23 protein-coding genes are annotated in these 26,494 nt (G+C 59.2%); 12 read left to right on the plus strand and 11 right to left on the minus strand.

What is annotated here, in order from left to right:
* Positions 1-2: 2 nt before the first annotated feature.
* The 9 genes from nuoI (at position 3) to CKW15_RS03660 (ending at position 8,885) form a co-directional block, all read left to right on the plus strand.
* Complete coding sequence (gene nuoI, locus CKW15_RS03620) at positions 3-548, plus strand: NADH-quinone oxidoreductase subunit NuoI (RefSeq protein WP_177330210.1); 546 nt, start codon at positions 3-5, stop codon at positions 546-548.
* 9 nt (positions 549-557) lie between these two features.
* Positions 558-1,061 (plus strand): NADH-quinone oxidoreductase subunit J, encoded by a 504-nt coding sequence (nuoJ, locus tag CKW15_RS03625; RefSeq protein ID WP_053161453.1) that lies wholly within the window; start codon positions 558-560, stop codon positions 1,059-1,061.
* 2 nt (positions 1,062-1,063) lie between these two features.
* Positions 1,064-1,372, plus strand: coding sequence for an NADH-quinone oxidoreductase subunit NuoK (gene nuoK / locus CKW15_RS03630; protein ID WP_007946416.1), 309 nt, complete (start codon positions 1,064-1,066; stop codon positions 1,370-1,372).
* Entirely contained in the window at positions 1,369-3,222 is a 1,854-nt protein-coding gene (gene nuoL / locus CKW15_RS03635) for an NADH-quinone oxidoreductase subunit L (protein WP_095059546.1), read from the plus strand. Before nuoK ends, nuoL begins: the two co-directional genes overlap by 4 nt.
* A 39-nt stretch (positions 3,223-3,261) precedes the next feature.
* The gene (nuoM, locus tag CKW15_RS03640) at positions 3,262-4,794 is read left to right on the plus strand and encodes an NADH-quinone oxidoreductase subunit M (RefSeq protein WP_095059547.1); all 1,533 of its coding nucleotides are present in this window, start codon (positions 3,262-3,264) and stop codon (positions 4,792-4,794) included.
* Between the two features lie 7 nt (positions 4,795-4,801).
* Complete coding sequence (gene nuoN, locus CKW15_RS03645; protein WP_095059548.1) at positions 4,802-6,265, plus strand: NADH-quinone oxidoreductase subunit NuoN; 1,464 nt, start codon at positions 4,802-4,804, stop codon at positions 6,263-6,265.
* Positions 6,266-6,632: 367 nt separating this feature from the next.
* Positions 6,633-6,914 (plus strand): type II toxin-antitoxin system Phd/YefM family antitoxin, encoded by a 282-nt coding sequence (locus tag CKW15_RS03650; protein WP_256583076.1) that lies wholly within the window; start codon positions 6,633-6,635, stop codon positions 6,912-6,914.
* Complete coding sequence (locus CKW15_RS03655) at positions 6,911-7,288, plus strand: type II toxin-antitoxin system VapC family toxin (RefSeq protein ID WP_095059550.1); 378 nt, start codon at positions 6,911-6,913, stop codon at positions 7,286-7,288. Before CKW15_RS03650 ends, CKW15_RS03655 begins: the two co-directional genes overlap by 4 nt.
* Before the next feature lie 283 nt (positions 7,289-7,571).
* The gene (locus tag CKW15_RS03660) at positions 7,572-8,885 is read left to right on the plus strand and encodes an OprD family porin (protein ID WP_095151614.1); all 1,314 of its coding nucleotides are present in this window, start codon (positions 7,572-7,574) and stop codon (positions 8,883-8,885) included.
* 132 nt (positions 8,886-9,017) lie between these two features.
* Here CKW15_RS03660 and CKW15_RS03665 read toward each other — a convergent pair whose 3' ends face one another.
* The 5 genes from CKW15_RS03665 to CKW15_RS03685 form a co-directional block, all read right to left on the minus strand.
* Positions 9,018-9,350, minus strand: coding sequence for a DUF2790 domain-containing protein (locus tag CKW15_RS03665; RefSeq protein WP_095151661.1), 333 nt, complete (start codon positions 9,348-9,350; stop codon positions 9,018-9,020).
* A gap of 79 nt (positions 9,351-9,429) precedes the next feature.
* On the minus strand, positions 9,430-9,630 hold the full coding sequence (locus CKW15_RS03670) for a co-regulatory protein PtrA N-terminal domain-containing protein (RefSeq protein ID WP_095059551.1): 201 nt from the start codon (positions 9,628-9,630) through the stop codon (positions 9,430-9,432).
* A 218-nt stretch (positions 9,631-9,848) separates the two neighbouring features.
* Entirely contained in the window at positions 9,849-13,001 is a 3,153-nt protein-coding gene (locus tag CKW15_RS03675; RefSeq protein WP_095151615.1) for a CusA/CzcA family heavy metal efflux RND transporter, read from the minus strand.
* Positions 13,002-13,050: 49 nt separating this feature from the next.
* On the minus strand, positions 13,051-14,250 hold the full coding sequence (locus tag CKW15_RS03680; RefSeq protein ID WP_095151616.1) for an efflux RND transporter periplasmic adaptor subunit: 1,200 nt from the start codon (positions 14,248-14,250) through the stop codon (positions 13,051-13,053).
* Between the two features lie 48 nt (positions 14,251-14,298).
* A complete protein-coding gene (locus CKW15_RS03685; RefSeq protein WP_095059554.1) occupies positions 14,299-15,561 on the minus strand; it encodes a TolC family protein in 1,263 nt (420 codons plus the stop codon).
* A gap of 474 nt (positions 15,562-16,035) precedes the next feature.
* On the opposite strand from CKW15_RS03685, the gene CKW15_RS03690 reads away from it, so the two are divergent.
* Positions 16,036-16,710 (plus strand): heavy metal response regulator transcription factor, encoded by a 675-nt coding sequence (locus tag CKW15_RS03690; RefSeq protein WP_095059555.1) that lies wholly within the window; start codon positions 16,036-16,038, stop codon positions 16,708-16,710.
* Positions 16,707-18,107, plus strand: a complete 1,401-nt coding sequence (locus tag CKW15_RS03695; RefSeq protein ID WP_095151617.1) for a heavy metal sensor histidine kinase — start codon at positions 16,707-16,709, stop codon at positions 18,105-18,107. The genes CKW15_RS03690 and CKW15_RS03695 overlap by 4 nt, the downstream gene beginning before the upstream one ends.
* A 169-nt stretch (positions 18,108-18,276) precedes the next feature.
* On the opposite strand, the gene CKW15_RS03700 is transcribed toward CKW15_RS03695, so the two are convergent.
* From CKW15_RS03700 to CKW15_RS03725, 6 genes are read right to left on the minus strand one after another with little or no spacing between them, the layout of a single operon-like run.
* Entirely contained in the window at positions 18,277-20,019 is a 1,743-nt protein-coding gene (locus CKW15_RS03700; protein WP_095059557.1) for an ABC transporter substrate-binding protein, read from the minus strand.
* Between the two features lie 47 nt (positions 20,020-20,066).
* Complete coding sequence (locus CKW15_RS03705) at positions 20,067-20,339, minus strand: DUF2160 domain-containing protein (RefSeq protein ID WP_095151618.1); 273 nt, start codon at positions 20,337-20,339, stop codon at positions 20,067-20,069.
* A gap of 10 nt (positions 20,340-20,349) precedes the next feature.
* Positions 20,350-21,150 (minus strand): carbohydrate ABC transporter permease, encoded by an 801-nt coding sequence (locus CKW15_RS03710; RefSeq protein ID WP_095151619.1) that lies wholly within the window; start codon positions 21,148-21,150, stop codon positions 20,350-20,352.
* A gap of 7 nt (positions 21,151-21,157) precedes the next feature.
* Positions 21,158-22,024, minus strand: coding sequence for a carbohydrate ABC transporter permease (locus CKW15_RS03715; protein ID WP_020801179.1), 867 nt, complete (start codon positions 22,022-22,024; stop codon positions 21,158-21,160).
* On the minus strand, positions 22,021-23,133 hold the full coding sequence (locus CKW15_RS03720; RefSeq protein WP_095151620.1) for an ABC transporter ATP-binding protein: 1,113 nt from the start codon (positions 23,131-23,133) through the stop codon (positions 22,021-22,023). Before CKW15_RS03720 ends, CKW15_RS03715 begins: the two co-directional genes overlap by 4 nt.
* Positions 23,133-24,227, minus strand: coding sequence for an ABC transporter ATP-binding protein (locus tag CKW15_RS03725; RefSeq protein WP_095151621.1), 1,095 nt, complete (start codon positions 24,225-24,227; stop codon positions 23,133-23,135). The genes CKW15_RS03720 and CKW15_RS03725 overlap by 1 nt, the downstream gene beginning before the upstream one ends.
* A 393-nt stretch (positions 24,228-24,620) precedes the next feature.
* Between CKW15_RS03725 and CKW15_RS03730 the strand changes: the two genes are divergently transcribed.
* Positions 24,621-26,450: a sigma-54-dependent Fis family transcriptional regulator gene (locus tag CKW15_RS03730; protein ID WP_095151622.1), complete on the plus strand. Its 1,830-nt coding sequence runs from the start codon at positions 24,621-24,623 to the stop codon at positions 26,448-26,450.
* Positions 26,451-26,494: the final 44 nt, after the last annotated feature.

Below are 26,494 nucleotides of genomic sequence, written 5' to 3' on the forward strand. Positions count from 1 at the left end.
TCATGAAGTACATATTTGACATCGTGCATGGCTTCTACACCCAGCTTCGCAGCCTGGTGATGATTTTCGGCCACGCCTTCCGCAAGCGCGACACGCTGCAGTACCCGGAAGAAGCGGTCTACCTGCCGCCGCGCTACCGTGGGCGTATCGTCCTGACCCGCGACCCCGACGGTGAAGAGCGCTGTGTAGCGTGCAACCTGTGCGCCGTGGCGTGCCCGGTCGGTTGCATCTCGCTGCAGAAAGCTGAAACCGAAGACGGTCGCTGGTACCCGGACTTCTTCCGCATCAACTTCTCGCGCTGCATCTTTTGCGGCCTCTGCGAGGAAGCCTGCCCGACCACCGCGATCCAGCTCACGCCGGATTTCGAAATGGCCGAGTTCAAACGTCAGGACCTGGTTTACGAGAAAGAAGATCTGCTGATCTCCGGCCCCGGCAAAAACCCTGATTACAACTTCTATCGTGTTGCAGGTATGGCGATTGCCGGGAAGCCGAAAGGCTCCGCGCAAAATGAAGCCGAACCGATCAACGTGAAGAGCTTGCTGCCTTAAGGAAGAAAGATGGAATTCGCTTTCTATTTCGCATCGGGTATCGCTGTGGTGTCCACGCTTCGCGTGATCACCAACACCAACCCTGTGCACGCCCTGCTCTACCTGATCATTTCGCTGATCGCCGTGGCCATGACGTTCTTCGCCCTCGGCGCACCGTTTGCCGGTGTCCTGGAAGTGATCGCCTACGCTGGCGCCATCATGGTGCTGTTCGTGTTCGTGGTGATGATGCTGAACCTTGGCCCGGCCTCGGTTCAGCAAGAGCGCGTCTGGCTCAAGCCCGGTATCTGGGGTGGCCCGGTCCTGCTCGCTGCGCTGCTGCTGGTAGAACTGCTGTATGTGCTGTTCTCCCACCAGACCGGTGAAGCCATCGGCCACACCACCGTAGACGCCAAGGCCGTGGGCATCAGCCTGTTCGGTCCTTACCTGCTGGTGGTCGAACTCGCCTCGATGCTGCTGCTCGCTGCAGCCGTCACGGCGTTCCACTTGGGCCGCAACGAAGCCAAGGAGCAATGACGATGCCTGCTATCCCTATGGAGCATGGTCTGGCGGTCGCCGGCATCCTGTTCTGCCTCGGTCTGGTCGGCCTGATGGTCCGCCGCAACATCCTCTTCGTGCTGATGAGTCTTGAAGTGATGATGAACGCCTCTGCACTCGCGTTCATCGTGGCCGGTAGCCGCTGGGCGCAGCCGGATGGACAGATCATGTTCATCCTGGTGATCAGCCTGGCAGCCGCCGAGGCCAGTATTGGCCTGGCGATCCTGCTGCAACTGTATCGCCGCTTCCACACGCTCGATATCGACGCTGCCAGTGAGATGCGCGGATGAACCTACTCTTTCTGACTTTCGTATTCCCTCTCATTGGTTTCCTGCTGCTGTCGTTCTCTCGGGGACGCATCTCGGAAAACCTGGCCGCACTGATCGGCGTGGGTTCCATCGGTCTGTCGGCGATCGTCACCGCCTACGTGATCTGGCAATTCAACGTCGCCCCGCCGGAAGGCGGTCACTACACCCAGGTGTTGTGGCAGTGGATGGCGGTGGAAGGCTTCACGCCGAACTTCGCGCTGTATCTGGACGGCCTTTCCGTGACCATGCTCGGCGTGGTTGTCGGCGTCGGCTTCCTGATCCACCTGTTCGCGTCCTGGTACATGCGCGGTGAAGACGGTTACTCGCGTTTCTTCGCGTACACCAACCTGTTTATCGCCAGCATGCTGTTCCTGGTCCTGGGCGATAACCTGTTGTTCCTGTACTTCGGTTGGGAAGGCGTGGGCCTGTGCTCGTACCTGTTGATCGGTTTCTACTACAGCAACCGCAACAACGGTAACGCGGCACTCAAAGCCTTCATCGTGACCCGTATCGGTGACGTGTTCATGGCCATCGGCCTGTTCATTCTGTTTGCCCAGCTGGGCACGCTGAACGTTCAGGAACTGCTGGTGCTGGCACCGCAGAAATTCCAGGCCGGCGACTTCTGGATGGTCATGGCCACCCTGATGCTGCTCGGTGGTGCTGTCGGTAAATCCGCACAACTGCCGCTGCAAACCTGGCTGGCGGATGCGATGGCTGGTCCTACCCCGGTTTCGGCACTGATCCACGCCGCAACCATGGTGACCGCCGGTGTCTACCTGATCGCCCGTACCCACGGCCTGTTCACCCTGGCGCCGGAAATCCTGCACCTGGTGGGCATCGTTGGCGGCGTGACCCTGGTTCTGGCGGGCTTCGCTGCCCTGGTTCAGACCGACATCAAGCGCATCCTCGCCTATTCGACCATGAGCCAGATCGGCTACATGTTCCTGGCCCTGGGCGTTGGTGCCTGGGACGGCGCGATCTTCCACCTGATGACCCACGCCTTCTTCAAGGCGCTGCTGTTCCTTGCTTCCGGTGCGGTGATCGTTGCCTGCCACCACGAGCAGAACATCTTCAAGATGGGCGGTCTGTGGAAGAAGCTGCCACTGGCCTACGCCAGCTTCATCGTCGGCGGCGCGGCCCTGGCGGCCCTGCCACTGGTCACCGCAGGCTTCTACTCCAAGGACGAAATCCTCTGGGAAGCGTTCGCCAGCGGCAACAACGGTCTGCTCTACGCAGGTCTGGTCGGCGCGTTCATGACCTCGCTGTACACCTTCCGCCTGATCTTCATCGCGTTCCATGGTGAAGCGAAGACCGAAGCCCACGCCGGTCACGGCATCGCCCACTGGCTGCCGCTGTCGGTGCTGATCGTATTGTCGACCTTCATCGGCGCGATGATCGTTCCACCGCTGCACGGCGTGCTGCCGCAAAGCGTCGGCCATGCCGGCGGCGAAGCCAAGCACAGTCTGGAAATCGCCTCGGGCGCCATCGCCCTGGCCGGTATCCTGCTGGCCGCGCTGCTGTTCCTCGGCAAGCGTCGCTTCGTCACCGCCATCGCCAACAGCGGCATCGGCCGTTTCCTCTCGGCCTGGTGGTTCGCTGCCTGGGGCTTCGACTGGATCTACGACAAACTGTTCGTCAAACCTTACCTGGCGATCAGCCACATCCTGCGCAATGACCCGCTCGATCAGACCATCGGTTTGATCCCGCGCATGGCCAAAGGCGGTCACACCGCCCTGAGCCGTACCGAGACCGGTCAACTGCGTTGGTATGCCGCCTCGATGGCTGCGGGTGCCGTGCTGGTCATTGGCGCCGTCGTGCTGGTAGCGGTCTGATATGAACCTTGCGAATTTGCGAAAGGAAACGAGCCCGTCATGATTCTGCCTTGGCTAATCCTGATTCCCTTCATCGGCGGCCTGCTGTGCTGGATGGGTGAGCGCTTCGGCTCTACCCTCCCGCGCTGGATTGCGCTGTTGACCATGTCCCTGGAACTCGCACTCGGCCTCTGGCTGTGGGCCCAGGGCGACTATTCATTTGCTCCGGCGCCTGGCGCCGATCCGACCTGGGTGCTTGAGTTCAAGCATGTCTGGATCCAGCGTTTCGGCATCAGCGTGCACCTGGCCCTCGACGGCCTGTCGCTGCTGATGATCCTGCTGACCGGTCTGCTGGGTGTCCTGTCGGTACTCTGCTCGTGGAAAGAAATTCAGCGTCACGTTGGCTTCTTCCACCTGAACCTGATGTGGATCCTGGGCGGTGTCGTCGGCGTGTTCCTCGCCCTCGACCTGTTCATGTTCTTCTTCTTCTGGGAAATGATGCTGGTGCCGATGTATTTCCTCATCGCGCTCTGGGGTCACAGTTCTTCGGACGGCAAGAAAACCCGGATCTACGCGGCAACCAAGTTCTTCATCTTCACTCAGGCTTCCGGCCTGATCATGCTGGTGGCGATCCTGGGCCTGGTACTGGTCAACTTCAACAACACCGGCGTGATTACCTTCAACTACGCCGACCTGTTGAAAACCAAGATGTCGATGACCACCGAGTACATCCTGATGCTCGGCTTCTTCATCGCCTTCGCGGTCAAGCTGCCAGTCGTACCGTTCCACTCCTGGTTGCCTGACGCTCACGCCCAGGCGCCGACCGCAGGTTCCGTCGACCTCGCCGGTATCTTGCTGAAGACCGCGGCCTACGGCCTGCTGCGTTTCGCCCTGCCACTGTTCCCGAACGCTTCGGCCGAGTTCGCGCCGATTGCCATGACCCTGGGTCTGATCGGGATCTTCTACGGTGCGTTCCTGGCGTTCGCGCAAACCGACATCAAGCGTCTGATTGCCTTCTCGTCCGTTTCCCACATGGGCTTCGTACTGATCGGCATCTATTCCGGCAGCCAACTGGCACTGCAAGGTGCAGTGATGCAGATGCTGGCGCACGGTCTGTCGGCAGCCGCACTCTTTATCCTGAGTGGCCAGCTGTACGAACGCACCCACACCCGCGACATGCGTGAAATGGGTGGCCTGTGGTCGAAGATCGCTTACCTGCCGGCCCTGAGCCTGTTCTTCGCAGCCGCGTCGCTGGGCTTGCCGGGCACCGGTAACTTCGTCGGTGAGTTCCTGATCCTGATCGGCACCTTCCCTGCTGCGCCGTTGGTCACCATCATCGCGACGTCCGGCCTGGTGTTCGGTTCGGTCTACTCGCTGATCATGATTCACCGTGCCTACTTCGGCCCGTCCAAATCGGACGCGGTGCTGCATGGCATGGACGGTCGCGAACTGATCATGGTGGTCGGTCTGGCTGCACTGCTGATCTACATCGGCGTGTACCCACAACCGTTCCTCGATACCTCTGCCGCGACGATGCATGGCGTGCAGCAGTGGCTCGGCACCGCCTTCACTCAACTCGCTTCGGCCCGGTAAGAGCGCTATGGAATTCACGACTCAACACTTTATCGCGCTTGCGCCGTTGTTGATCACCAGCGCCACGATCATCGTGGTGATGCTGGCGATCGCCTGGCGCCGCAACCACTCCCAGACCTTCCTGCTGTCGGTGGCGGGTCTGAACCTGGCTTTGCTGTCGATCCTGCCGGCCCTGAAAGTCGCGCCCCTGGCCGTGACGCCATTGCTGCAGATCGACACTTTCGCTTGCCTGTACATGGCGCTGATCCTGGTCGCCACCCTCGCCTGTGTGACCCTCGCCCACGCCTACCTCGGCGATGGAGGCTCGGGTTACCCGGGCAACCGTGAAGAACTGTACCTGCTGATCCTGATGGCCGCCGCCGGTGGCCTGGTTCTGGTCAGCGCGCAGCACCTGGCCGGGTTGTTCATCGGTCTGGAACTGTTGTCGGTGCCGGTCTACGGTCTGGTGGCTTACGCCTTCTTCAACAAGCGTTCGCTGGAAGCCGGTATCAAGTACATGGTGCTGTCGGCGGCAGGTTCCGCGTTCCTGTTGTTCGGTATGGCGCTGCTGTACGCAGACTCCGGCTCCCTGAGCTTCGTCGGCATCGGTCAGGCGCTGGCGGCTACCGGTCTGCCAAGCTCGCTGGCTCAATTGGGCCTGGGCATGATGCTGATCGGTCTGGCGTTCAAGCTGTCGCTGGTGCCGTTCCACCTCTGGACGCCGGACGTTTACGAGGGTGCTCCGGCGCCGGTCGCAGCGTTCCTGGCAACCGCATCCAAAGTGGCCGTGTTCGCCGTGATGGTGCGTCTGTTCCAGATCTCGCCAGCGGCGAGCAGCGGCGTACTCAGCGACGTGCTGACCATCATCGCCATCGCGTCGATCCTGTTCGGTAACCTGCTGGCGCTGACCCAGAGCAACCTCAAGCGTCTGCTGGGTTACTCGTCCATCGCCCACTTCGGTTACCTGCTGATCGCCCTGGTGGCGAGCAAGGGTCTGGCCGTGGAAGCCATCGGCGTGTACCTGGTCACCTACGTGATCACCAGCCTCGGCGCCTTCGGCGTGATCACCCTGATGTCCTCGCCGTACAACGGCCGTGACGCGGATGCCCTGTACGAATACCGCGGCCTGTTCTGGCGCCGTCCGTACCTGACCGCCGTGCTGACCGTGATGATGCTGTCCCTGGCCGGTATCCCGCTGACCGCGGGCTTCATCGGCAAGTTCTACATCATCGCCACCGGTGTCGAATCGCATCAATGGTGGCTGGTCGGTTCGCTGGTACTGGGCAGCGCCATCGGCGTGTTCTACTACCTGCGTGTGATGGTCACCCTGTTCCTGATCGAACCGAACCTGCGTCGCCACGATGCGCAACTGCACTGGGAACAGAAAGCAGGCGGCGTGATGCTGCTGGCTATCGCCCTGGTCGCGTTCTTCCTCGGCGTCTACCCACAACCGCTGCTGACCCTGGTTCAGCAATCGGGCCTGGCGGGTTGATCGCTTAAGCGACTTCGGTAACAAACAGAAACGGCACCTTCGGGTGCCGTTTTTGCGTTTGGGATCAAAGATCAAAAGATCGCGGCCTGCGGCAGCTCCTACGCCGGGGTGGTGGTTATCCTGTAGGAGTTGCCGCAGGCTGTGATTTTTTTAGCTTTTTTCCCTACCCATTTTAAGAAAATGCTTGAGAGACAGTATGGAATAGCTGACTGCCGATCATCGCTACCGTTCGCTATGGTGCGTGAAAAGCCATTCGGAGCATTACATGAAACGGGAAGTCTTTACGTTGCGTGACAGCAGGATTGATTACTCACCCAACTCGACACATGACGATTTGACTTATCAGCAGCTTGCCTTTGTCGGCGCCATGAATTTTGGCTATATTTGTCCAGAATTCAGGAGAGAAGCCATGATCATCGTTCCGTTGGCCGAAGCTAAAAACAATCTGTCCAAACTCGTCGATGACGCTGCCGCCGGCCAAATCATCACGATCGCCAAACACGGCCGGCCACTTGCCCGACTGGTTCCCGTGGAGCGACCACGCGGACAACGAATTGGTGCGATGAAAGGCAAGCTCGTCCTTTCCGACGACTTCGATACCGCCCTGCCGGACGATTTGCTGGAGGCCTTCGAAGGGCAGCAACCATGAGGATTTTGCTCGATACCCATGTTCTACTCTGGGCACTCGCCGACGATCAGAGATTATCTGGCAAAGCCCGACAACTCATTAATAACGCCGCTGAAGTTTATGTCAGCACCGCTTCTTTCTGGGAAATGGCGATCAAGACAGGTCTGGGCAAGCTGAGCGTTGATCTGGAGGAAATCCGGCAATACTGCGTTGAAAGCGGATTCATTGAATTGCCTGTTTCAGCGGAACACGCCATTGCGGTGAAAGATCTGGAGTCACATCATCGCGACCCGTTCGACCGGCTCATTGTGGCAACCGCCATGACGGAACCGATGAAGTTGCTCACCGCAGATCCGATATTGACCCAATACACCTCCTTGGCCATTTTGGTTTAGCCCCTCGCTCCGATGGATTTGAGACTTGCCGATTCCGGAACTGCGTAAACATCCAAAACGGCACCTTCGGGTGCCGTTTTTGCGTTTGGGGGATTTGTTACCGCCCTGCCCTCTGAGTTCGCCCACTCACATGACGAAATTGTAATCCCCTCATCACCTTGGCGTTATCCACCGATTGCAACGATGTCACCCGGCGACCCGGTGGGCGGTGCCAAGCCTCCCGCCGAACAATAAAGCTCACGCCCGGGCACGCATGCTCTCTGCCGAACCCAAGGAGTGTTTGATGGTTAACAGAACAAAATTGTCGATAGCCGCATTAGCGGTGCTTATCGGCTCCGGGCCGTCCATGGTCTTTGCGCAAGATGAAGCCGAGGGTTTTATCGAGGGCAGCAGCTTGACGGTGCTCAACCGCAACTTCTACTTCAATCGTGATTACCGCAAAGGCCAGTCCGCCTCAACCGGTAATGGATATTCCGAAACCTGGGCGCACGCGATTATCACAAAGTTCGAATCCGGTTATACCCAAGGCACTTTCGGGGTGGGTGTCGATGCATTTGCGATGATCGGCATGAAGCTCGATACCGGCGACGGTCGCAACGGTGGCAACGTTATGCCCGTCAATAATGAGGGGCAGGCGCAGGACGAATACACCAAGGTGGGTGGCGCCGCCAAAGTGCGCGCCTTTGATACGGAAATAAAGATCGGTGATGTGTTCCCCACCGCCCCGGTCGTCGCGTCGGGTGATTCCAGGCTGTTGCCGCAAAGCTTTCAGGGTGTCCTGGCGAGCAACAACAGTATCGATGGATTGTCGATACAGAGCGGTCGCCTGCACGCGATGAGCCAACCGGATTCCAGTGATATGAACGAGAATTTCGAGACCTATTATGGCGGCCCGGTCGATTCACCCTGGATCGCCTACTTCGGTGGCGACTACGAGCTGAACAAAAACCTCAGCTTCAGCCTGTACTCCAGTCGCCTCAAGGATGCCTGGAATCAGTATTACGCAGGCACTACTTGGACTTACCCGCTTGCCAATGATCTAGCGTTGTTCGGCGGCTTGACCTATTACAAGGCTGTCGATGAAGGCAAGCAACTGCTCGGCGAATTCGACAACAACATCTGGAGCGGCCGGGTCGGGGTAAAACTGGGCGCCCACTCCGTCGCGCTGTCGCACCAGCAAAACAATGGCAATGATGACTTCGACTATCTGCGCCTGTCCGATTCGATCTTCCTCGACAACTCCATCCAGTACAGCGACTTCAACTCGCCCAAAGAGCGTTCCTGGATGGCGCGCTACGACCTCGACATGACCACCTATGGCACTCCGGGACTGTCGTTCATGACCCGTTACGCCCGTGGCAGCGATGCCGACTATTCCAACGCCAACTCGGTGTACATGCGCCGCGATGCCGATGGCAACCCATTGACCGATCAGAAGCGCTGGGAGCGCGACGTCGAAGTCAAATACGTCGTGCAGAGCGGCTCATTGAAAGATCTGTCGCTGCGCCTGCGTCAGGCCACTACCCGCGCCACGGCGTTCGAATCGGACCTGAATGAAGTCCGGGTGATTGTCGAGTATCCGTTGGCCGTTCTCTGACTTCGCTGTTCATACCCATTCACCTTTAGAAGCTCCTGGCTCCTTTGGTAAGAGGTGAATCTTTTGGCGTCCTTCGGGGCGCCTTTTTTTCGCGCATTCCATTCTGAATAACACTCCTGCAAAAATTCGGTGTCAGCCGCCGCGCTTGCGACAGTCTCCCGCCACGCTGTACTTGATCGTATTAAGTTGCCCCCGGGAGTCCTCATAAGTCATCGCCGCCGGCACCACAGCACACGCCACCGCAGGCCGTACAACGCTCACCACTTTCACCACATCCAGTTCCATCCCGTATTCATAGTCGCGCACCACCGGTACCGGCTTGCCCCGGCTGGCGGCGTACTGCTGCATGGCCTTGGTGTTGGCATCGAGCATTTTCTCGAACGTCCTGTCACCTCCACCTTCAGCCAGCGCATTCAGGGATATCGACATCACCCCTGCGAACGCAATCAATTTGATCAACTTCATACCCTGTACCTGCAAAATCCGGCTCATAAAAAAGCCCACCATCGAGACTCAATGACGGGCTTGTTCAAGTGCGACACGCTTACAAGTCTTTGCTCTTGTCGTCCTGCTTTTCATTGGAAACCACGGAATCTCGCGCCTGTTCCCTTGCGACAAATTGCTCCATCGAACGCTCATTGGCTGCCATCATTTTTTCGAACGTCCTGTCGCCGCCGCCTTCGGCCATGACCAGGGAAGACATCGCCAACGCCACAACAAAAGCACCCATCTGTACAATTTTCATGTTTGATTCCTCGTTTAATTAACTAACGGGATCAAGGTAACAATCTGAACCTTTCGTGACGGTGGCGCCGAAATTACATATCCGTTATGTGCGAGCTGTTCTTCGGATGGATACAAAAACTGCAGGAACGAGACTGCTCGCGATAGCAATCTGTCAGTCGGCAATGAAGCTGGCTGATCCATCGCTATCGCGAGCAGGCTCGCTCCTACAGGGGGCACTTATTTGGCGAGGGTTTCCTCTTCGTCGCGACGATGGGCGAGCTGATACAGCGCAGGCAATATCAGCAGCGTCAGGATGGTCGAAGACAAAATCCCGCCAATCACCACCGTCGCCAGCGGACGCTGCACTTCCGCCCCGGTTCCGGTGGCCAGGGCCATGGGAATGAACCCCAGGGACGCCACCAGCGCCGTCATCAACACCGGTCGCAGTCGCGTCAGTGCGCCTTCGTTGATCGCGTCAAAGAGTGAACGCCCCTCCTCCCGCAGGTTGCGGATGAACGCGATCATCACCAGACCGTTGAGCACCGCCACCCCCGACAACGCGATGAACCCGACGCCCGCCGAGATCGACAGCGGAATGTCTCGAAGCCACAGCGCCATGACGCCCCCCGTCAACGCGAACGGGATTCCGGTGAACACCAGAAGACCATCCTTGAGGTTGTTGAACATCATGAACAACAGACCAAACACCAGCAGCAATGCCACCGGCACCACGATCTGCAAGCGCTTGGCCGCCGACTGCAATTGCTCGAATTGCCCGCCCCAACTGGTCCAGTAACCCGCCGGAATCTGCACATCGCGTTCAATCTTTTCACCCGCCTCTTCGACGAACGTACCGATATCCCGTCCGCGCACGTTGGCGCTGACGATCACCAGCCGTTTGCCGTTTTCGCGGCTGACTTGATTCGGCCCCAGCACCAGGTCGAGGCTGGCGACGTCTTTGAGCGCGATGAAACCGATCTGGTTGGCAGCCGCGTTGAGCGGCGCCGGCACTGGAATCAACAGCGCCGACAGGCCGTCGATGTCCTTGCGCATGGCATCGGACAAGCGCACCACCATGTCGAAACGCCGGTCTCCCTCATACAACGTCCCCGCCTGCCGCCCACCGACCGCCACCGCGATAGTGTCTTGCACATCGCCGACGTTGAGCCCGTAACGCGCGGCCTTGTCGCGGTCGATGTTGATGGTCAGCACCGGCAACCCGGTCGTTTGCTCGACCTTCACCTCGGATGCTCCCGTCACCGCTTGCATGGCCGAGGCAATCTTCGTCGCCGTAGCATTGAGCACCGCCATGTCATCCCCGAATACCTTGACCGCCACATCGCTGCGCACGCCGGAGATCAGTTCGTTGAAGCGCAACTGGATCGGCTGCGACAGCTCATAGTTACTGCCCGGCAGCGTCGCGGCAGCTTGTTGCAGTTCGGCCATCAGGGTTTCGCGGGATTTGCCCGGGTCCGGCCACTGGTCTTTTGGCTTGAGCATCACATAGCTGTCGGAGATGTTTGGCGGCATCGGATCAGAGGCAATTTCGGCGGTGCCGGTGCGGGCGAACACCCGCTCGACCTCCGGCACTTTTTCGAGGATCAGGGTTTCCAGACGCTGCTGCATGTCCACCGATTGTGTGAGGCTCGTGCCAGGCACGCGCAAGGCTTGCAGGGCAAAATCGCCTTCGCTGAGGCTCGGTACAAACTCGCTGCCCATGCGGCTGGTCAGCACGCCGCTCAATACAATCACGCCCAGTGCCGCGCCCATCGCCACGGCGCGATGGGACATCACCCAGGTCAGCGCGGGCGCATAAACCTGACGTGCGCCGCGCATGACCGCCCCCTCTTCTTCCTTGACCTTGCCGGTGACAAACAGCGCGATCGCGGCCGGGACAAAGGTCACCGACAGCAGCATGGCACCGAGCAACGCGATGACCACGGTGAACGCCATCGGATGGAACATTTTCCCTTCGACGCCGCTCAAGGCGAAGATCGGCAGGTACACGACCATGATGATCAACTGACCGAAAATCAGCGGCCGCCGCGCCTCCTTGGCCGCCGCGAACACTTCATGGAAACGCTCGGATCGCGTCAGCAATCGGCCGTGATGTTGCTGTGCATGGGCCAATCGGCGCAGGGTGTTTTCGACGATCACCACCGCGCCGTCGACGATGATGCCGAAATCGAGGGCGCCGAGGCTCATCAGGTTGGCGCTTACCTTGTTGCTGAACATCCCGGTGAAGGTGAACAGCATCGACAGCGGAATCACCATCGCGGTGATCAGCGCCGCACGGATGTTACCCAGGAACAGGAACAGAATCGCGATCACCAGAATGGCGCCTTCGACCAGGTTCTTCTTCACCGTGGCGATGGCTTTGTCGACCAGGTGCGTGCGGTCGTAGACCGGGACAGCGATCACGCCTTTGGGCAAGGAGCGGTTGATCTGCTCCAGCTTGCTGGCGACGGCTTGCGACACTGTGCGGCTGTTTTCGCCGATCAACATGAACACCGTGCCGAGCACCACTTCACGACCGTTTTCGGTGGCAGCACCGGTGCGCAGTTCACGGCCAATGTCCACGGTTGCGACATTGCGGACCCGGATCGGTGTGCCATCGACATTGGCCATGACGATGTTGGCAATGTCCTCGGTACTCGCCACTTGCCCCGGCGCACGAATCAGCAACTGCTCGCCGCTGCGCTCGATGTAACCGGCGCCGACGTTGGCGTTGTTGCGCTCCAGCGCCGTGACCAGATCCGTCAGGGTCAGCTTGTACGCCGCCAGCCGTTTCGGGTCGGGCGCGATCTGGTATTCCTTGGCGAAGCCGCCGATGGTGTTGATCTCGGCCACACCGGGGACGTTGCGCAACTGCGGCTTGATGATCCAGTCCTGAATCACGCGCAGATCAGTTGGTGTGTAAGGCGTGCCATCGTCCTTGAGCGCGCCCTCCTGTGCTTCCACCGTCCACAGGAAAATCTCGCCGAGGCCGGTGGAAATCGGCCCCATCACCGCCTCCGCACCTTCGGGCAATTGCTCCCTGGCGATCTGCAAACGCTCGTTGACCAATTGGCGGGCGAAGAACAGGTCTGTGCCGTCCTTGAAAATCACCGTGACCTGCGACAGCCCCGAACGCGACAGCGAACGGGTCTGCTCCAGCGCCGGCAAACCGGCCATGGCGGTTTCAATCGGGAAGGTGATGCGTTGCTCGGTTTCCAGGGGCGAGAACCCGGCGGCGCCGGTATTGATCTGGACCTGGACGTTGGTGATGTCGGGCACAGCGTCGATCGGCAATTTTTGATAACTGGCGATGCCGAGGCCGGCCATGAGCAGAACGGCGAGCAGCACGATGATGCGCTGCTCAATGGCAAACTGGATCAGGCGTTCGAACATGAGAACTGTCTCGTCGAGGGGCGGATCGGTGGGCGTTTACGGGAAGGCGCTAGTGAGCGTGTTCGGCCGAGGCTTTGCCCATTTCCGACTTGAGAACGAAGCTGCCGGCAGCCGCGACTTGCACGCCGGCCCCCAACCCTTGGGTGACCTCCACCAAACCTGCCGCACGGTTTCCCAGCGCCACCGTTTGCGCCTTGAAGCCGTCGTCGGTGCGCACGAACACCGTGGGTTTGTCCTCGATGGTCTGGATGGCGGTTTCCGGTACTGCGACGTTCGCCTGTCGGCTGTCGGTGGCGACCAGCGCAGTGACAAACAGGCCTGGACGCCAGGAGCCTTGCGGGTTTTCCAGGGTGACGCGAACAGTGGCGGTGCGGGTCTGTTCGCCTAAAAGACTGCCGACGTAGCTGACGGTGCCGGCAACCTCGGCGTTCAATTCCGGAGCGCTGACGGTAACGGGTTTGCCCACTTGCACCTTGCTCAGTTCCTTGGGCGAAACGCCGAAAGTCACCCAGACTCGCGACAGATCCGAGAGCGTAAAGGCTGCGGTGGTTTCATCGACCACCTCCCCCGGTGTCAGGTGTTTTTCCACCACGACACCATCGAATGGCGCACGCAATTCGTAGCGATTACCGCCGGTGGCAACCACGCTTCCGCTCAGTACGCTGATTTTTTGCCGGGCGTTGGTCACGGCGATTTCGGCTTCTTCCAGCGCTTGGCGCGCCTGAAGCAGGTCCTGCTCGGCTGAAATCTTGTCCTGCCACAGTTTCTTCTCGCGCTCGTAGGTGGTGCGAGCCAACACCAGGCGCCGTTGTGCCGCAGCCTGTTCGCTGCGCTGATCGGAGATCTGCTGACTGCTGATGACTGCCAACAACTGGCCTTTCTTCACGGATTGCCCGAGATTGACCGAAACCGACTCGACAACACCAGGAACGCGTGGCACCAGGTGAGCCGTGCGATCCTCATCGAAACGCACTTCGCCGGGGAACGGCAGGCCGAGGCTGATGTTCTGCGCCCGCGATTGCACCAGTTGAATGCCGGCGGCAGCGATCTGTTCGGCACTCAACGCCAGGAGCCCTTCTTCGCCTTCGGCATGTCCACCGTCAGTGGCTGCGCCGTCTTCAGCGTGATCCGCCTGTTCCGCCGCTTCATCGGCATGGGCGTCGACGGCGGAATTGCCCGGCCACATCGAACCGATACCAATGCCGAACGCCATTGTCGCCAGTGCGACAACGATCAGTTTTTTATCCATGCAAACTCCTCTGCGCCTATCGCCGCGCAGTAATCAAAAAGATGAAATTCAAGGGCTGACGGCGAGGTCGCCGAAGATGCGTTCGATGCGTACCCGGGCGTCTGTCGCTTCACTGACTGCCTGGATGTACTGGCTGCGGGCACTGATCAGGGTGCGCTGGGCGTCGAGCACGTCGAGAAAGCCGAACTTGCCCATTTCGAATCCGCGGGTGGCACTGTCGACCGCACTTTGTGCGGCGGGCAGAATTGTCTGGTTGAACGCTTTGACTTCGTCATTGGCGGTCTGCCATTGCTCAAGGGTGGTCTGAATTTCCGTGCGCAGGCGCAGCTCGGTGGCGTTGCGCAAATCCCGGGCCTGATCGCTGCGCCGCGCGGCCGCCAGAATGTTGCCTTGGTTGCGGTTGAACAAAGGGATCGGCATCGAAAGCCCGACCACGTTGACTCGCTCGCGGTCGGTTTCGCTGTACTGGCTACCGACGCTCACCGTCAGATCGGGGATGCGTTGCGACCTCTCCAGCCCCAGCGATGCTTCACGCTGATCGATCTGCAATTTGGCCAGACGCAGTTCGGCGGTTTCATTCAGACGCGCAAGCAAACGGGCCGGCGGTGGCACGTTGGGCATGCTATTTGTGACGGCTTGCACGGCGGTCGATGTCGGCAACGGTGCGCCCATCACCTGCGCCAATTGCTGATAGGCATTGGCCTGATCACGTTCTGCGCGGCTCAGCTCCAGGCGCACTTCCGAGAGCTGCACTTGCGCCCGAGTGCCTTCGACCGGCGATGATTTTCCGGCATCGATCTGCCCCTTGACCACGCGCAAACCGTTCTCGGCGAGTAGCAGCGATTGGCGGGACAGCTGCAAGCGTTGCTGCGCCGTTTGAGCGCTGTTGAACGCCAGGATCACATCGGCGCGCAGGGCATTGCGCTTGTTCTCCAATTCGATTCCGGCCGCGTCCTGTGCGCGACTCGCAACATCGATTCGGGCGCCGCGTTTACCGCCCAGTTCGATCGGCTGGCTGAGCATCATCGTGGTCGTGCGCGAATCGCGGCGGGTGTCTTCGGCCTCCCACGACACTTCGGGGTTAGGGATCAACCCGGCCTGCTTGCGGTCACCTTCGGCGATGCCGATTTCCCACTGGGCTGCCGCGAGGTCGGGGTTACCGGCAAACGCTGTTTTCAGGGCTTGTTCCAGGGTCAGTGTCGATGCTTGCGCAAGTCCCGAACCCGCCAGCAGTAACGCGCAGCCGGCGGTCACCGCCCTTACTGTTTTTTTCAGGCGTGATCGCGCCGTCAGTTCTCTTAAACCGGGCAATGGAATACTTCCTTTTTAAATCAAGACTGTCGCCACGGTAGAGTTTTGAACTTATCGACAAGGTGACTGGAAGATTACAAATCCGTTATCCAGGGATTATGGAAGTTGTTTTGCACTAGGATGCGAAGTGCCCACCTTGATATAGCAATACATCGAAACAAATACACAAGCATTATCCGCCAAACAGCACTTGCCTCAGTTCACCTCTAATGAATCGAGTGAGTGTTTTGGCCTGGCGCGCTGCGTCAGGGTGTCGCAGAAGGCCGATTTCAGGGCTCTAGACTCAGTCAATCATTGACTCTTTAGCCACTACAGCCTTTACCTTGCGCACCCTCACTCAAAGAAATCCTCAATAGGAAATCTGAAACTCACAACACAGTGTCGTCAATAAACCCGTTCGGAAACCCTTCAAAAACAACAAACTTTCCTGACTGACCTAGTGACTTACCCATTAAATATAAGTGGTGATTAATCATGCGAATCCTTGTCGTCGAGGACGAGCTTAAAGCTGCCGAATACTTGCATCAGGGACTGACGGAAAGTGGTTATGTCGTTGACCACGCGGCCACCGGCGCCGATGGATTGCACCTGGCGCAACAGCAGGCGTATGACCTGGTGATCCTGGACGTGAATCTGCCGGAGATGGATGGCTGGGGCGTGCTGGAACAACTGCGTCACACGCACTCCACCCGGGTGATGATGCTCACTGCCCGCGGTCGTCTGGCCGACAAGATTCGTGGTCTCGACCTGGGCGCCGATGATTATCTGGTCAAGCCATTCCAGTTTCCCGAACTGCTCGCACGGGTACGCACGCTGATGCGCCGCAGTGAAAACATCCCGGTGCCGCAGGTTCTGAAAGTCGCCGATCTGGAGCTCGATCCGGGTCGTCACCGTGCCTTTCGCGGCGAGCAACGTATCGACCTGACCACCAAGGAATTCGCCCTGCTGCATCTGCTGATGCGTCAGTCCGGCGAAGTGCTGACCCGCACGCAGATTATTTCACTGGTGTGGGACATGAACTTCGATTGCGACACCAACGTGGTTGAAGTGTCGATACGGCGTTTGCGGGCGAAAATCGACGATCCGTTCGACCGCAAGCTGATCCACACCTTGCGCGGCGTCGGTTACGTTCTGGAGGCGCGGGAATGAAACCAGCGAGCCTGTCGCTACGGCTGGGACTGACCATGAGTATTCTTGGGGCACTGTTGGTGATGTTCCTCGCAGTATTGGCTTACTTCGCCCTGACCCATGAGCTCAATACGCTCTCCCGGGACAGTCTGGCCAGCAAGATGGAGCAGATTGAACACGGCCTGTCGCTGTACACCGACCCCGCTGAGATCAGTTCGAAGCCGCATATCCTGCTCGATCAGGTCATGGGCCACGACAATCTCACGCTGACCATTTACGACCGAAGCAACCAGCGTTCCCCGCTGCTGAAGTCCGGCACCGGCATGGTCGATCCACGCCCTGAACTCAAAGCCGTGCGAGCGACCAGCGATCAGTTGACCTACAGCGACAGCACCGGTGCTGAAGGCGCGAAATATCTCACTCTGTCAAAGCTGATTCGCCTCAAGGATGGCACCAGTGTTCCGGTGTTGCTGTCGATGGACAATGCCCACGACCAGGCATTGCTCAGGGCCTATCTGCGCTCGACGCTGATAGCGTTGCCCTGGCTGCTGATCTTCATTGGCTTGAGTGCCTGGGTGACGGTGCAACGAGGCCTGGCTCCGATGCGCGAGTTTCGCAAAGTGGCGGCGATGGTATCGACCCAGGATCTTGACCATCGACTGTCGGTGGTAAACATGCCGCAGGAGTTGAGCGAACTGGCGCAAGGCATCAACTTCATGCTGCACCGCCTCGACAACGGTGTGCAGCAGCTCTCGCAGTTCTCCGATGACCTGGCCCATGAGCTGCGCACGCCGATCAACAACCTGATGGGCAAGGCGCAGGTAACCCTGTCCCGAGAACGCACGACCGAAGAGTACAAAGATGTATTGGTGTCGTGCATTGAAGAGTTGGAGCGTGTCGCTCGGATCGTCTGCGACATGCTGTTTCTGGCGCAGGTCAGTCATCCGGAGTCGCTCGCGCCTTTTGAGTTGATCGAGCTGGAGGATGAAGCGCTGAAAGTCGCCGATCTGTTTGCGCTGTCGGCCCAGGAGAAGCGGATCGATCTGAGTGTGGTTGGCAGCGCGCGGGTGCTGGGCGACCGGTTGATGATTCAACGGGCGATCTCCAATCTGTTGTCCAATGCGCTGCGCCACTGTCCGCCCGGAGAAACCGTTTCACTACTGATCGAGTGCGGCGCAACAGAGGCTTCGCTGCTCGTCAGCAACCCCGGCACCGGCATCGAAGCGCAGCATCTGCCGCATCTGTTCGAGCGCTTTTACCGGGTCGACAGCAGCCGATCTCGTGCCCAAGGCAGCACCGGACTGGGTCTGGCGATTGTGCGCTCGATCATGAGCCTGCATCAGGGCGTAGCACAGGTGCAGAGTTTGCCGGGAACGATGACGGTGTTTCGGTTGGGGTTTCCAAAAGCCGACGCATAACTGCCCATGTGAGAGCGAGCCTGCTCGCTCCTACAGTGGGCCGGCAGTGGGTGCAAATTATGTGGGCGGCAGAAATCCCTTGTAGGAGCTCGCTTGCGAGCGATGACGGTGGATCAGACAACAAAAAACGGCACCTTCCGGTGCCGTTCGCTTTCACAACACAACCTCCTTACTTACGCGCTGCCTCCCAGGATTTCAGCAGTTCGGCATAGCTCACGGTTTCGCCTTTCGGCTTCTCGTTTTCCAGTTTCGGCTTAGGCGCACCCGGTTGGTCGAACCAGTATTGCGCGTCGCGTTCCGGGTTCATTTTCGGCGCGCAAGTGGCTTGGGCTTTCGAGCGCTCAAGGCGGGACATGATGGCGTCCTGATCCTTGGCCAGACCATCAAGCGCCTGTTGCGGGGTTTTCTCACCGCTGGCGGCTTCAGCAATGTGGCTCCACCACAGTTGTGCCAGGCGAGGATAGTCCGGCACGTTGGTCCCGGTCGGGGTCCATTGCACGCGGGCCGGGCTGCGGTAGAACTCGACCAGGCCACCGAGTTTCGGCGCCAGGTCGGTCATGGCTTGCGAGTTGATGTCCGACTCGCGGATCGGGGTCAGGCCGACGATGGTTTTCTTCAGCGAGACGGTTTTCGACGTCACGAATTGCGCATAGAGCCAGGCCGCCAGTTTTTGCTTCTCAGGCGTGGACTTCATGAAGGTCCAGGAACCCACGTCCTGATAACCCAGTTTCATCCCCTCTTCCCAATACGGTCCACGCGGTGACGGCGCCATGCGCCATTTCGGCGTGCCGTCGGCATTCATCACCGGCAAGCCCGGTTTGGTCATGTCGGCGGTGAATGCGGTGTACCAGAAGATCTGCTGAGCGATGCTGCCTTGCGAGGGCACCGGCCCGGATTCGGAGAAGGTCATGCCCGCCGCTTCCGGTGGTGCGTACTTCTTCATCCAGTCCACGTATTTGGTGGTGGCGAACACCGCCGCCGGACCATTGGTGTCGCCACCGCGTGTCACGCTGGAGCCCACCGGATGGCAGTCCTCGACGCGAATGCCCCACTCGTCCACCGGCAAGCCGTTGGGGATGCCTTTGTCGCCACCACCGGCCATGGAAAACCAGGCATCGGTGAAACGCCAACCCAGTGACGGGTCTTTCTTGCCGTAGTCCATGTGCCCGTAAACGCGTTTACCGTCGATTTCCTTGACGTCTTCACTGAAGAATTTCGCGATGTCTTCATAGGCCGACCAGTTCACCGGTACGCCTAGCTCGTAGCCGTACTTTTCCTTGAACTTGGCCTTCAGGTCTGCGCGTTCGAACCAGTCGGCGCGGAACCAGTACAGGTTGGCGAACTGCTGGTCAGGCAATTGATAGATCTTGCCGTCCGGTGCCGTGGTGAAGGAGATGCCGATGAAGTCCTTGATGTCGAGGGTCGGCGAGGTGAAGTTCTTGCCCTCGTTGGCCATCAGGTCGGTGATCGATTCGGTCTTGCCGTAGCGAAAGTGCGTACCGATCAGGTCCGAGTCGTTGACCCAGCCGTCATAGATGTTTTTGTCCGATTGCATTTGGGTTTGCAGCTTTTCCACCACGTCGCCTTCCTGCAGCAAGTCGTGGGTCAGCTTGATGCCGGTGATCTCGCTGAAGGCCTTGGCCAGCACCTTGGATTCATACTCGTGGGTGGCGATGGTTTCCGAGACCACTTTGATGCTCATGCCGCGAAACGGCTCCGCGGCCTTGATGAACCACTTCAGCTCTTCCAGTTGTTGATCGGCCGTCAGGGTCGACGGTTTGAACTCAGCGCCGATCCATTTCTTCGCCGCGTCTTCATAGGCGTCGGCCCAGGCCGATGCGCTCAAACCGCTGAGTGCCAGCATGGCTGCCAATGAAATGCTATGTCGCAGCTTATTGTTTTTGTCGAACATAGAGACCTCCTGTTTAAGTTTCGGAGCAACATTGCCGAGCGATTCGACTAGCCCCAACGCATCACAGCCAACAGCCACACCAGGGACATCGCGAAGGCGACCCAGATGCTCCAGTCGGTGACGCCGATTACCAGCAAATGCAGGTAGGCGCTGCCGAGAAGACCGATAAACAGCCGATCGCCACGGGTGGTGGCAATCGGCAAAAAACCTCGTCGCAGAATGCTCGGCGAACGCAATTCCCAGGTGGTCATGCCCACCAGGATCAAACCGATGACACTAAAAAATGCCGCCGTGGGGACCGTCCAACTCATCCATTCCATCATCAGCTCCTCATACCCGGCCCAGGGCAAAGCCCTTGGCCACGTGGTTGCGAACGAACCAGATCACCAGCATGCCCGGCAGGATGGTCAACACCCCCGCCGCCGCCAGCACGCCCCAGTCGATGCCGGACGCCGAGACCGTGCGCGTCATCACCGCCGCGATCGGTTTGGCGTTCACTGAGGTGAGGGTTCGCGCCAGCAGCAGTTCGACCCAGGAAAACATGAAGCAGAAAAACGCCGTCACGCCGATGCCGGAGCCGATCAGCGGGATGAAAATCTTCACGAAGAACTTGGGGAAACTGTAGCCGTCGATGTAAGCGGTTTCGTCGATTTCCTTCGGCACGCCGGACATGAAGCCTTCGAGAATCCACACCGCCAGTGGCACGTTGAACAGGCAATGGGCCAGGGCCACGGCGATGTGCGTGTCGAACAACCCGATCGACGAGTACAGCTGAAAAAATGGCAGCAGGAACACCGCTGGCGGCGCCATGCGGTTGGTCAGCAACCAGAAGAACAGGTGCTTGTCGCCAAGGAAGCGATAACGCGAAAACGCATACGCCGCCGGCAGCGCCACGCTCAAGGAGATCACCGTGTTCAGGCTCACGTAGTACAGCGAGTTGAGGTAACCGGTGTACCAGGCCGGGTCAGTGAAAATCACCTTGTAATTGTGGAGGGTGAAATCCTGGGGGAACAGCGTCAGGCCGCCGAGGATTTCGCCGTTGCTCTTGAACGACATGTTCAGCAGCCAATAGATCGGCACCAGCAGGAACAGGATGTAGAGCAGCAGTGGAACAAGCTTTCTCTTGCTCATGATGGCCTCAGCGGTTGGCGTCGGAGTGAGTCATGGCGGTGTAGAACAGCCAGGACACCAACAGGATGATCAGGAAGTACACCAGCGAAAACGCGGCGGCCGGCCCCAGGTCGAACTGCCCGATCGCCATCTGCGTCAGGGTTTGGCTGAGGAAGGTCGTCGCGTTGCCAGGCCCGCCACCGGTGAGCACGAACGGCTCGGTGTAGATCATGAAACTGTCCATGAAGCGCAGCATCACGGCGATCAGCAACACACTCTTGAGCTTGGGCAACTGGATGTGCCGGAACACCGCCCAGGCCGAGGCCCGGTCAATCCGCGCCGCCTGGTAGTACACGTCCGGAATCGCCCGCAGGCCGGAGAAGCACAGCAGCGCCACCAGCGACGTCCAGTGCCAGACGTCCATCACCAGCACGGTGACCCAGGCATCCATGGTGTTCGCCGCATAGTTGTAGTTGATGCCCATGGCCTTGAGGCTCGCCCCCAGCAGACCGATGTCGGCCCGGCCAAAAATCTGCCAGATGGTGCCGACCACGTTCCACGGGATCAGCAACGGAATCGCCAGGATGATCAGCACCACCGACGACCAGCGGCCCTTGGTCGGCATGGTCAGGGCGATCGCGATGCCCAGGGGGATTTCGATCAGCAGCACGCAGGCCGAATAGATGAACTGGCGCAGCAGCGAGTCGTGCAGGCGCGGGTCGAGCAGCACTTGTTTGTACCAGTCGGCGCCAACGAAGTAGCGGCTGGACTGGTCGAAGATGTCCTGCACCGAGTAGTTGACCACCGTCATCATCGGGATCACGGCACTGAACGCCACCAGCAGGAACACCGGCAGCACCAGCCACCAGGCTTTATTGTTCTGCACCTTGTTCATCGCTGCACCTCGTGGGCTTGCGCCTCCAGCAGGAACTCGTCGGCATAGACCATCAACCACTGCGCCGGAAAGCTGATGTACGCCGTGCCTTGTGGCACCGGTTTGTCTTCCGCCAGACGCACTTTCAGCGGAGCCCCATCAAGGTTCAGGGTCATGATCTTGTAGGTGCCGAGGTCTTCCACGTGTACGACGTTTGCCCGCAACGCGTCATCAAAGGCTTCGTCCCACACATGGATGAACTCCGGACGAATGCCGACCTTCAGGGTTTTCCACTCCGATTCAGCAATGCGCTGCTGCATGGCCTCGGACAACGGCAGATGGGTCGACGCGAAACCGACGCCACCCGGTTGCGGCTGCACGTCGATCAGGTTCATGCCCGGACTGCCAATGAAGTAGCCGACGAAGGTGTGGCTGGGGCGCTCGAACAGTTCCCTTGGCGTACCGAACTGCACGATCTGCCCGCCGTACATCACCGCAATCTTGTCGGCGAAGGTCGAGGCCTCCAGCTGATCGTGGGTGACGTAGACCATGGTGATGTTGAACTGCTCGTGAATCTGCTTGAGCTTGCGCCGCAGCTTCCACTTCAGGTGCGGGTCGATCACCGTCAGCGGCTCGTCGAAGAGAATCGCCGACACATCGTCACGCACCAGCCCACGGCCCATGGAGACTTTCTGTTTCTCGTCGGCGGTGAGGTTGCGGGCTTTTTTGCTCAGCAGATTCTGCAGGTCGAGGACTTCGGCGATTTCCTGCACCTTGCTGTGAACCCTCGCCTCGGCCATGCCCTGATTGCGCAGCGGGAAGGCCAGGTTGTCGAACACCGTCATGGTGTCGTAGACCACTGGGAACTGGAAAACCTGAGCGATGTTGCGCTTCTCCGGGGTCAGGTTGTTGACCGCTTTGCCGTCGAACAGCACATGCCCCTGGGACGGACTGAGCAGCCCGGAAATGATATTGAGCAAGGTCGACTTGCCGCAGCCCGAGGGGCCAAGCAAGGCGTAGGCTCCGCCCTGCTCCCAGATGTGGTCCATCTCGCGAATCGCATAATCCTCCGGTCCGGTCGGGGTTTTGCTGTAGCTGTGGGCGAGGTTCTGCAAACGGATTTCGGCCATCAGGCAACCCTCGCGACACGCCGGCCCGGCGCCTGGACCAGCCGCCCCTGCGCATCGAACACAAACAGTTTATGGGTCGGGATGTAGATGCGAATCGGCGCATCGACGTCGTATTCGTGAACGCCGGGCAAGTGCAGCACCAACAGGAAATGCTCGTTGCGCACGTGCAGGAAGGTTTCCGAGCCACTGATTTCCGCGACTTCGACAGTCACCGCCAGCTCGAGGTCGTCGTCGTTACTCGGCACCAGCGAGATATGGCTGGGCCGCACGCCGAAGCGAAACTCGCCCTCGCCCACCGGACGCAGATCGACGTTCAGCGGGAAGTGCACGAAGTTGGCGAAGCTCACTTCATTGCCGGCAATGCGCCCCGGCATCAGGTTGATCGGCGGTTCGGAAAACAGCTCGGCCGCCAGCACTGACTGCGGCTGGTGATAGACCGAGGACGACTGCCCGCTCTGAATCACCCGGCCTTCATGAAGAATCGTCGTGGTGCCGCCCAGGGCCAACGCTTCGTTGGGCTCGGTGGTGGCGTAAATGGCGATGGTGTGGCGCGCCTTGAACAGCTCGCGCATTTCCTGGCGCAGCTCTTCGCGCAACTTGTAGTCGAGGTTGACCAACGGTTCGTCGAACAGGATCAGCTCCGCGTCCTTGACCAACGCCCGGGCCATGGCCGTGCGTTGTTGCTGACCACCGGAGAGTTCGAGGGGATGCCGCTGGAGGAACTTCTCGATGCGCAGCATCTTCGCGGTTTCCAGCACTTTGCTCTGGATCTGTTCGTTGGAGATCCCGGCCTGTCGCAACGGCGAGGCGATGTTCTCGAACACCGTCATGGTCGGGTAGTTGATGAACTGCTGGTACACCATCGACACGTTGCGCAACCGCACAGGTCGCTGGGTGACATCGACGCCATTCATCAGGATGCGACCGCTGTCAGGCTTATCCAGACCGGCCATCAGCCGCATGAGACTGGTTTTGCCGGACAAGGTACGCCCAAGCAAAACGTTGAACGATCCGGGTTCGAAACTCAGGTTGGCATCGTCGATCCATGTCTGGCCCTCGACGGTGCGGCTGACGTGCTCCAGGGTGAGTGACATGGCTCGGCCTTTTTATTTTTTTGAGTCAAGCGACCGGAGCACTACAGCGACATTCGTGCCAGAAAATTCAAGTTATTGATTCAGTTTGGAAATCCTGAAAAAGGAAGAAAAATGGCGTTCGTTGCTGAACACAAATGAACAATTGGAAATGAACAACTGAACAGTCGAGCGATTGACAATGAACAATAGTGAACAACACTCTATGGACTGTTCACGGCCACCTGTAGGAGCCGGCTTGCTGGCGATGGCGTCATCGAAATCGCCATCGCCATCGCCATCGCCAGCAAGCCGGCTCCTACAAAGGCGTGGCGCGCCAGAACCGTCACGTGTGAGATTCAACGTGATGTGCAAAACCCATAAAAACAATAAAAGCTTTCCCAGAGATCGACTGCCATGGCCGCACCCGCCTCGCCGCTCTCCCACGACGCCATCATCCAGGACTCCTGGTCACGTTGCCGCGCGTTCGGCCTCAGTCACCAGAGCACGCCGGCATTCGACCAATTGCCGGCCGTGGACATTGCGCAACTGCTGGAGAGCCAGCATTCCCTGGTGCAGACCACCCATCAGGAAGTGCTGCCGTACTACGAGAACATCCTCAGCAACTCCAATTGCCTGATCATGCTCGCCGACAATCAGGGCCAGGTGCTGACGTCATGGGGGACCCAGCGTTTCATTGAACCGAGCCTGACCCGCGGGTTCAGCGCCGGCGCCAGCTGGATGGAACGTTGCAGCGGGACCAACGCTATTGGCACTGCGCTGGCCTGCGAGCAGGCGGTGCACATTGAGCATGACGAACACTTCCTCAAGGCCAACCGTTTCATGACCGGTTCCGCCGCGCCGATTTTCGATGCTGAACGCAAAGTCATTGCGGTGCTCGACGTCTCCAGCGACAGCTACCTGCCGCCGTCCCACACCTTGGGCATGGTCAAGATGATGAGCCAGACCGTGGAAAACCGGCTGATCCTCAACCTGTTCCACGGTCAGCATTTTCAACTGACGTTCAACACTGGGCTGAACAACCTCGACAGCCAGTGGGCCGGGTTGCTGATTTTCGATGAGAGCGGCCAGGTGCTTTCGGCCAATCGCCGCGCCGATAATTTGCTCGGCGTTCGGTTGTCACGGATCAGCGTTGAAAGCCTGTTCAAGGTTTCGCTGCTGGAACTGCTCAATCAACCCGAAGGCCTGCCCTTCTCTCTGCAAGCTTCCGGGCGCAACCGCTTTCAGTGCCTGTTGAAAAGGCCGCAACAAGTGCCGGTGCAGCCGCGAGTGTTTGCTGAACCCGTGGCGGCGCCTGCTGCGATCAGCCTGAACACCCTGCATTTTGGCGACAGCCGCGTGGAAAAAGCCGTGCGCCAGGCCGAGCGCTTGCTGGAAAAAGACATTCCGTTGCTGATCCATGGGGAAACCGGGGTCGGCAAGGAAGTTTTCGTCAAAGCGCTGCATCAAGCCAGCTCTCGCAGCAAACAGGCGTTTATTGCGGTGAACTGTGCCGCGATCCCCGCCGAACTGGTCGAATCTGAACTGTTCGGCTACGAGAGAGGCGCATTCACTGGGGCCAATCAGAAAGGCAGCATCGGGCTGATTCGCAAGGCTGACAAAGGCACGTTGTTCCTTGATGAAATCGGCGACATGCCGCTGCCGACCCAGGCGCGTTTGCTGCGGGTATTGCAGGAGCGTTGCGTGCAACCGGTGGGCAGCAGTGAGTTGTTCCCGGTGGACCTGCGCATCATTTCCGCGACCAACCGTTCGTTGCGCGAACAGGTGCAGTTGGGGCGGTTTCGTGAGGATTTGTACTACCGCATCGGCGGCCTGACCCTGGAATTGCCGCCCTTGAGAGAACGCAGTGATAAAGAGGCGCTGTTCAAACGCCTGTGGGAACAACACCGCGAGCCGAGCCAATGGGCCGGGTTGAGTCACGAAGTGCTGGAACTGTTCAGCCGTCACCCGTGGCCAGGCAATTTACGTCAGGTCAGCAGCGTGATTCAGGTAGCCCTGGCCATGGCCGAGGAACAACCGGTGCGGCCGGAGCATTTGCCGGATGATTTCTTTGTTGATCTGGAGATGGAGCCGGTCGAGACGGCGGAACCGATTGCCGTGGATTTGAATGATGTGGAGGATTTGAATCGGCAGTTGCAGGCGGCTGGGGGGAATATTTCGTATCTGGCCAGGCGGCTTGGGGTGAGCCGTAACACCCTTTACAAGCGATTGCGCCAGACGGAATGATGGGTTGCCCGGACGGGCCCTATCGCTGGCAATCCAGCTCCTAC

This window comes from Pseudomonas sp. Irchel s3b5 (assembly GCF_900187435.1).
Taxonomy (GTDB): Bacteria; Pseudomonadota; Gammaproteobacteria; order Pseudomonadales; family Pseudomonadaceae; genus Aquipseudomonas.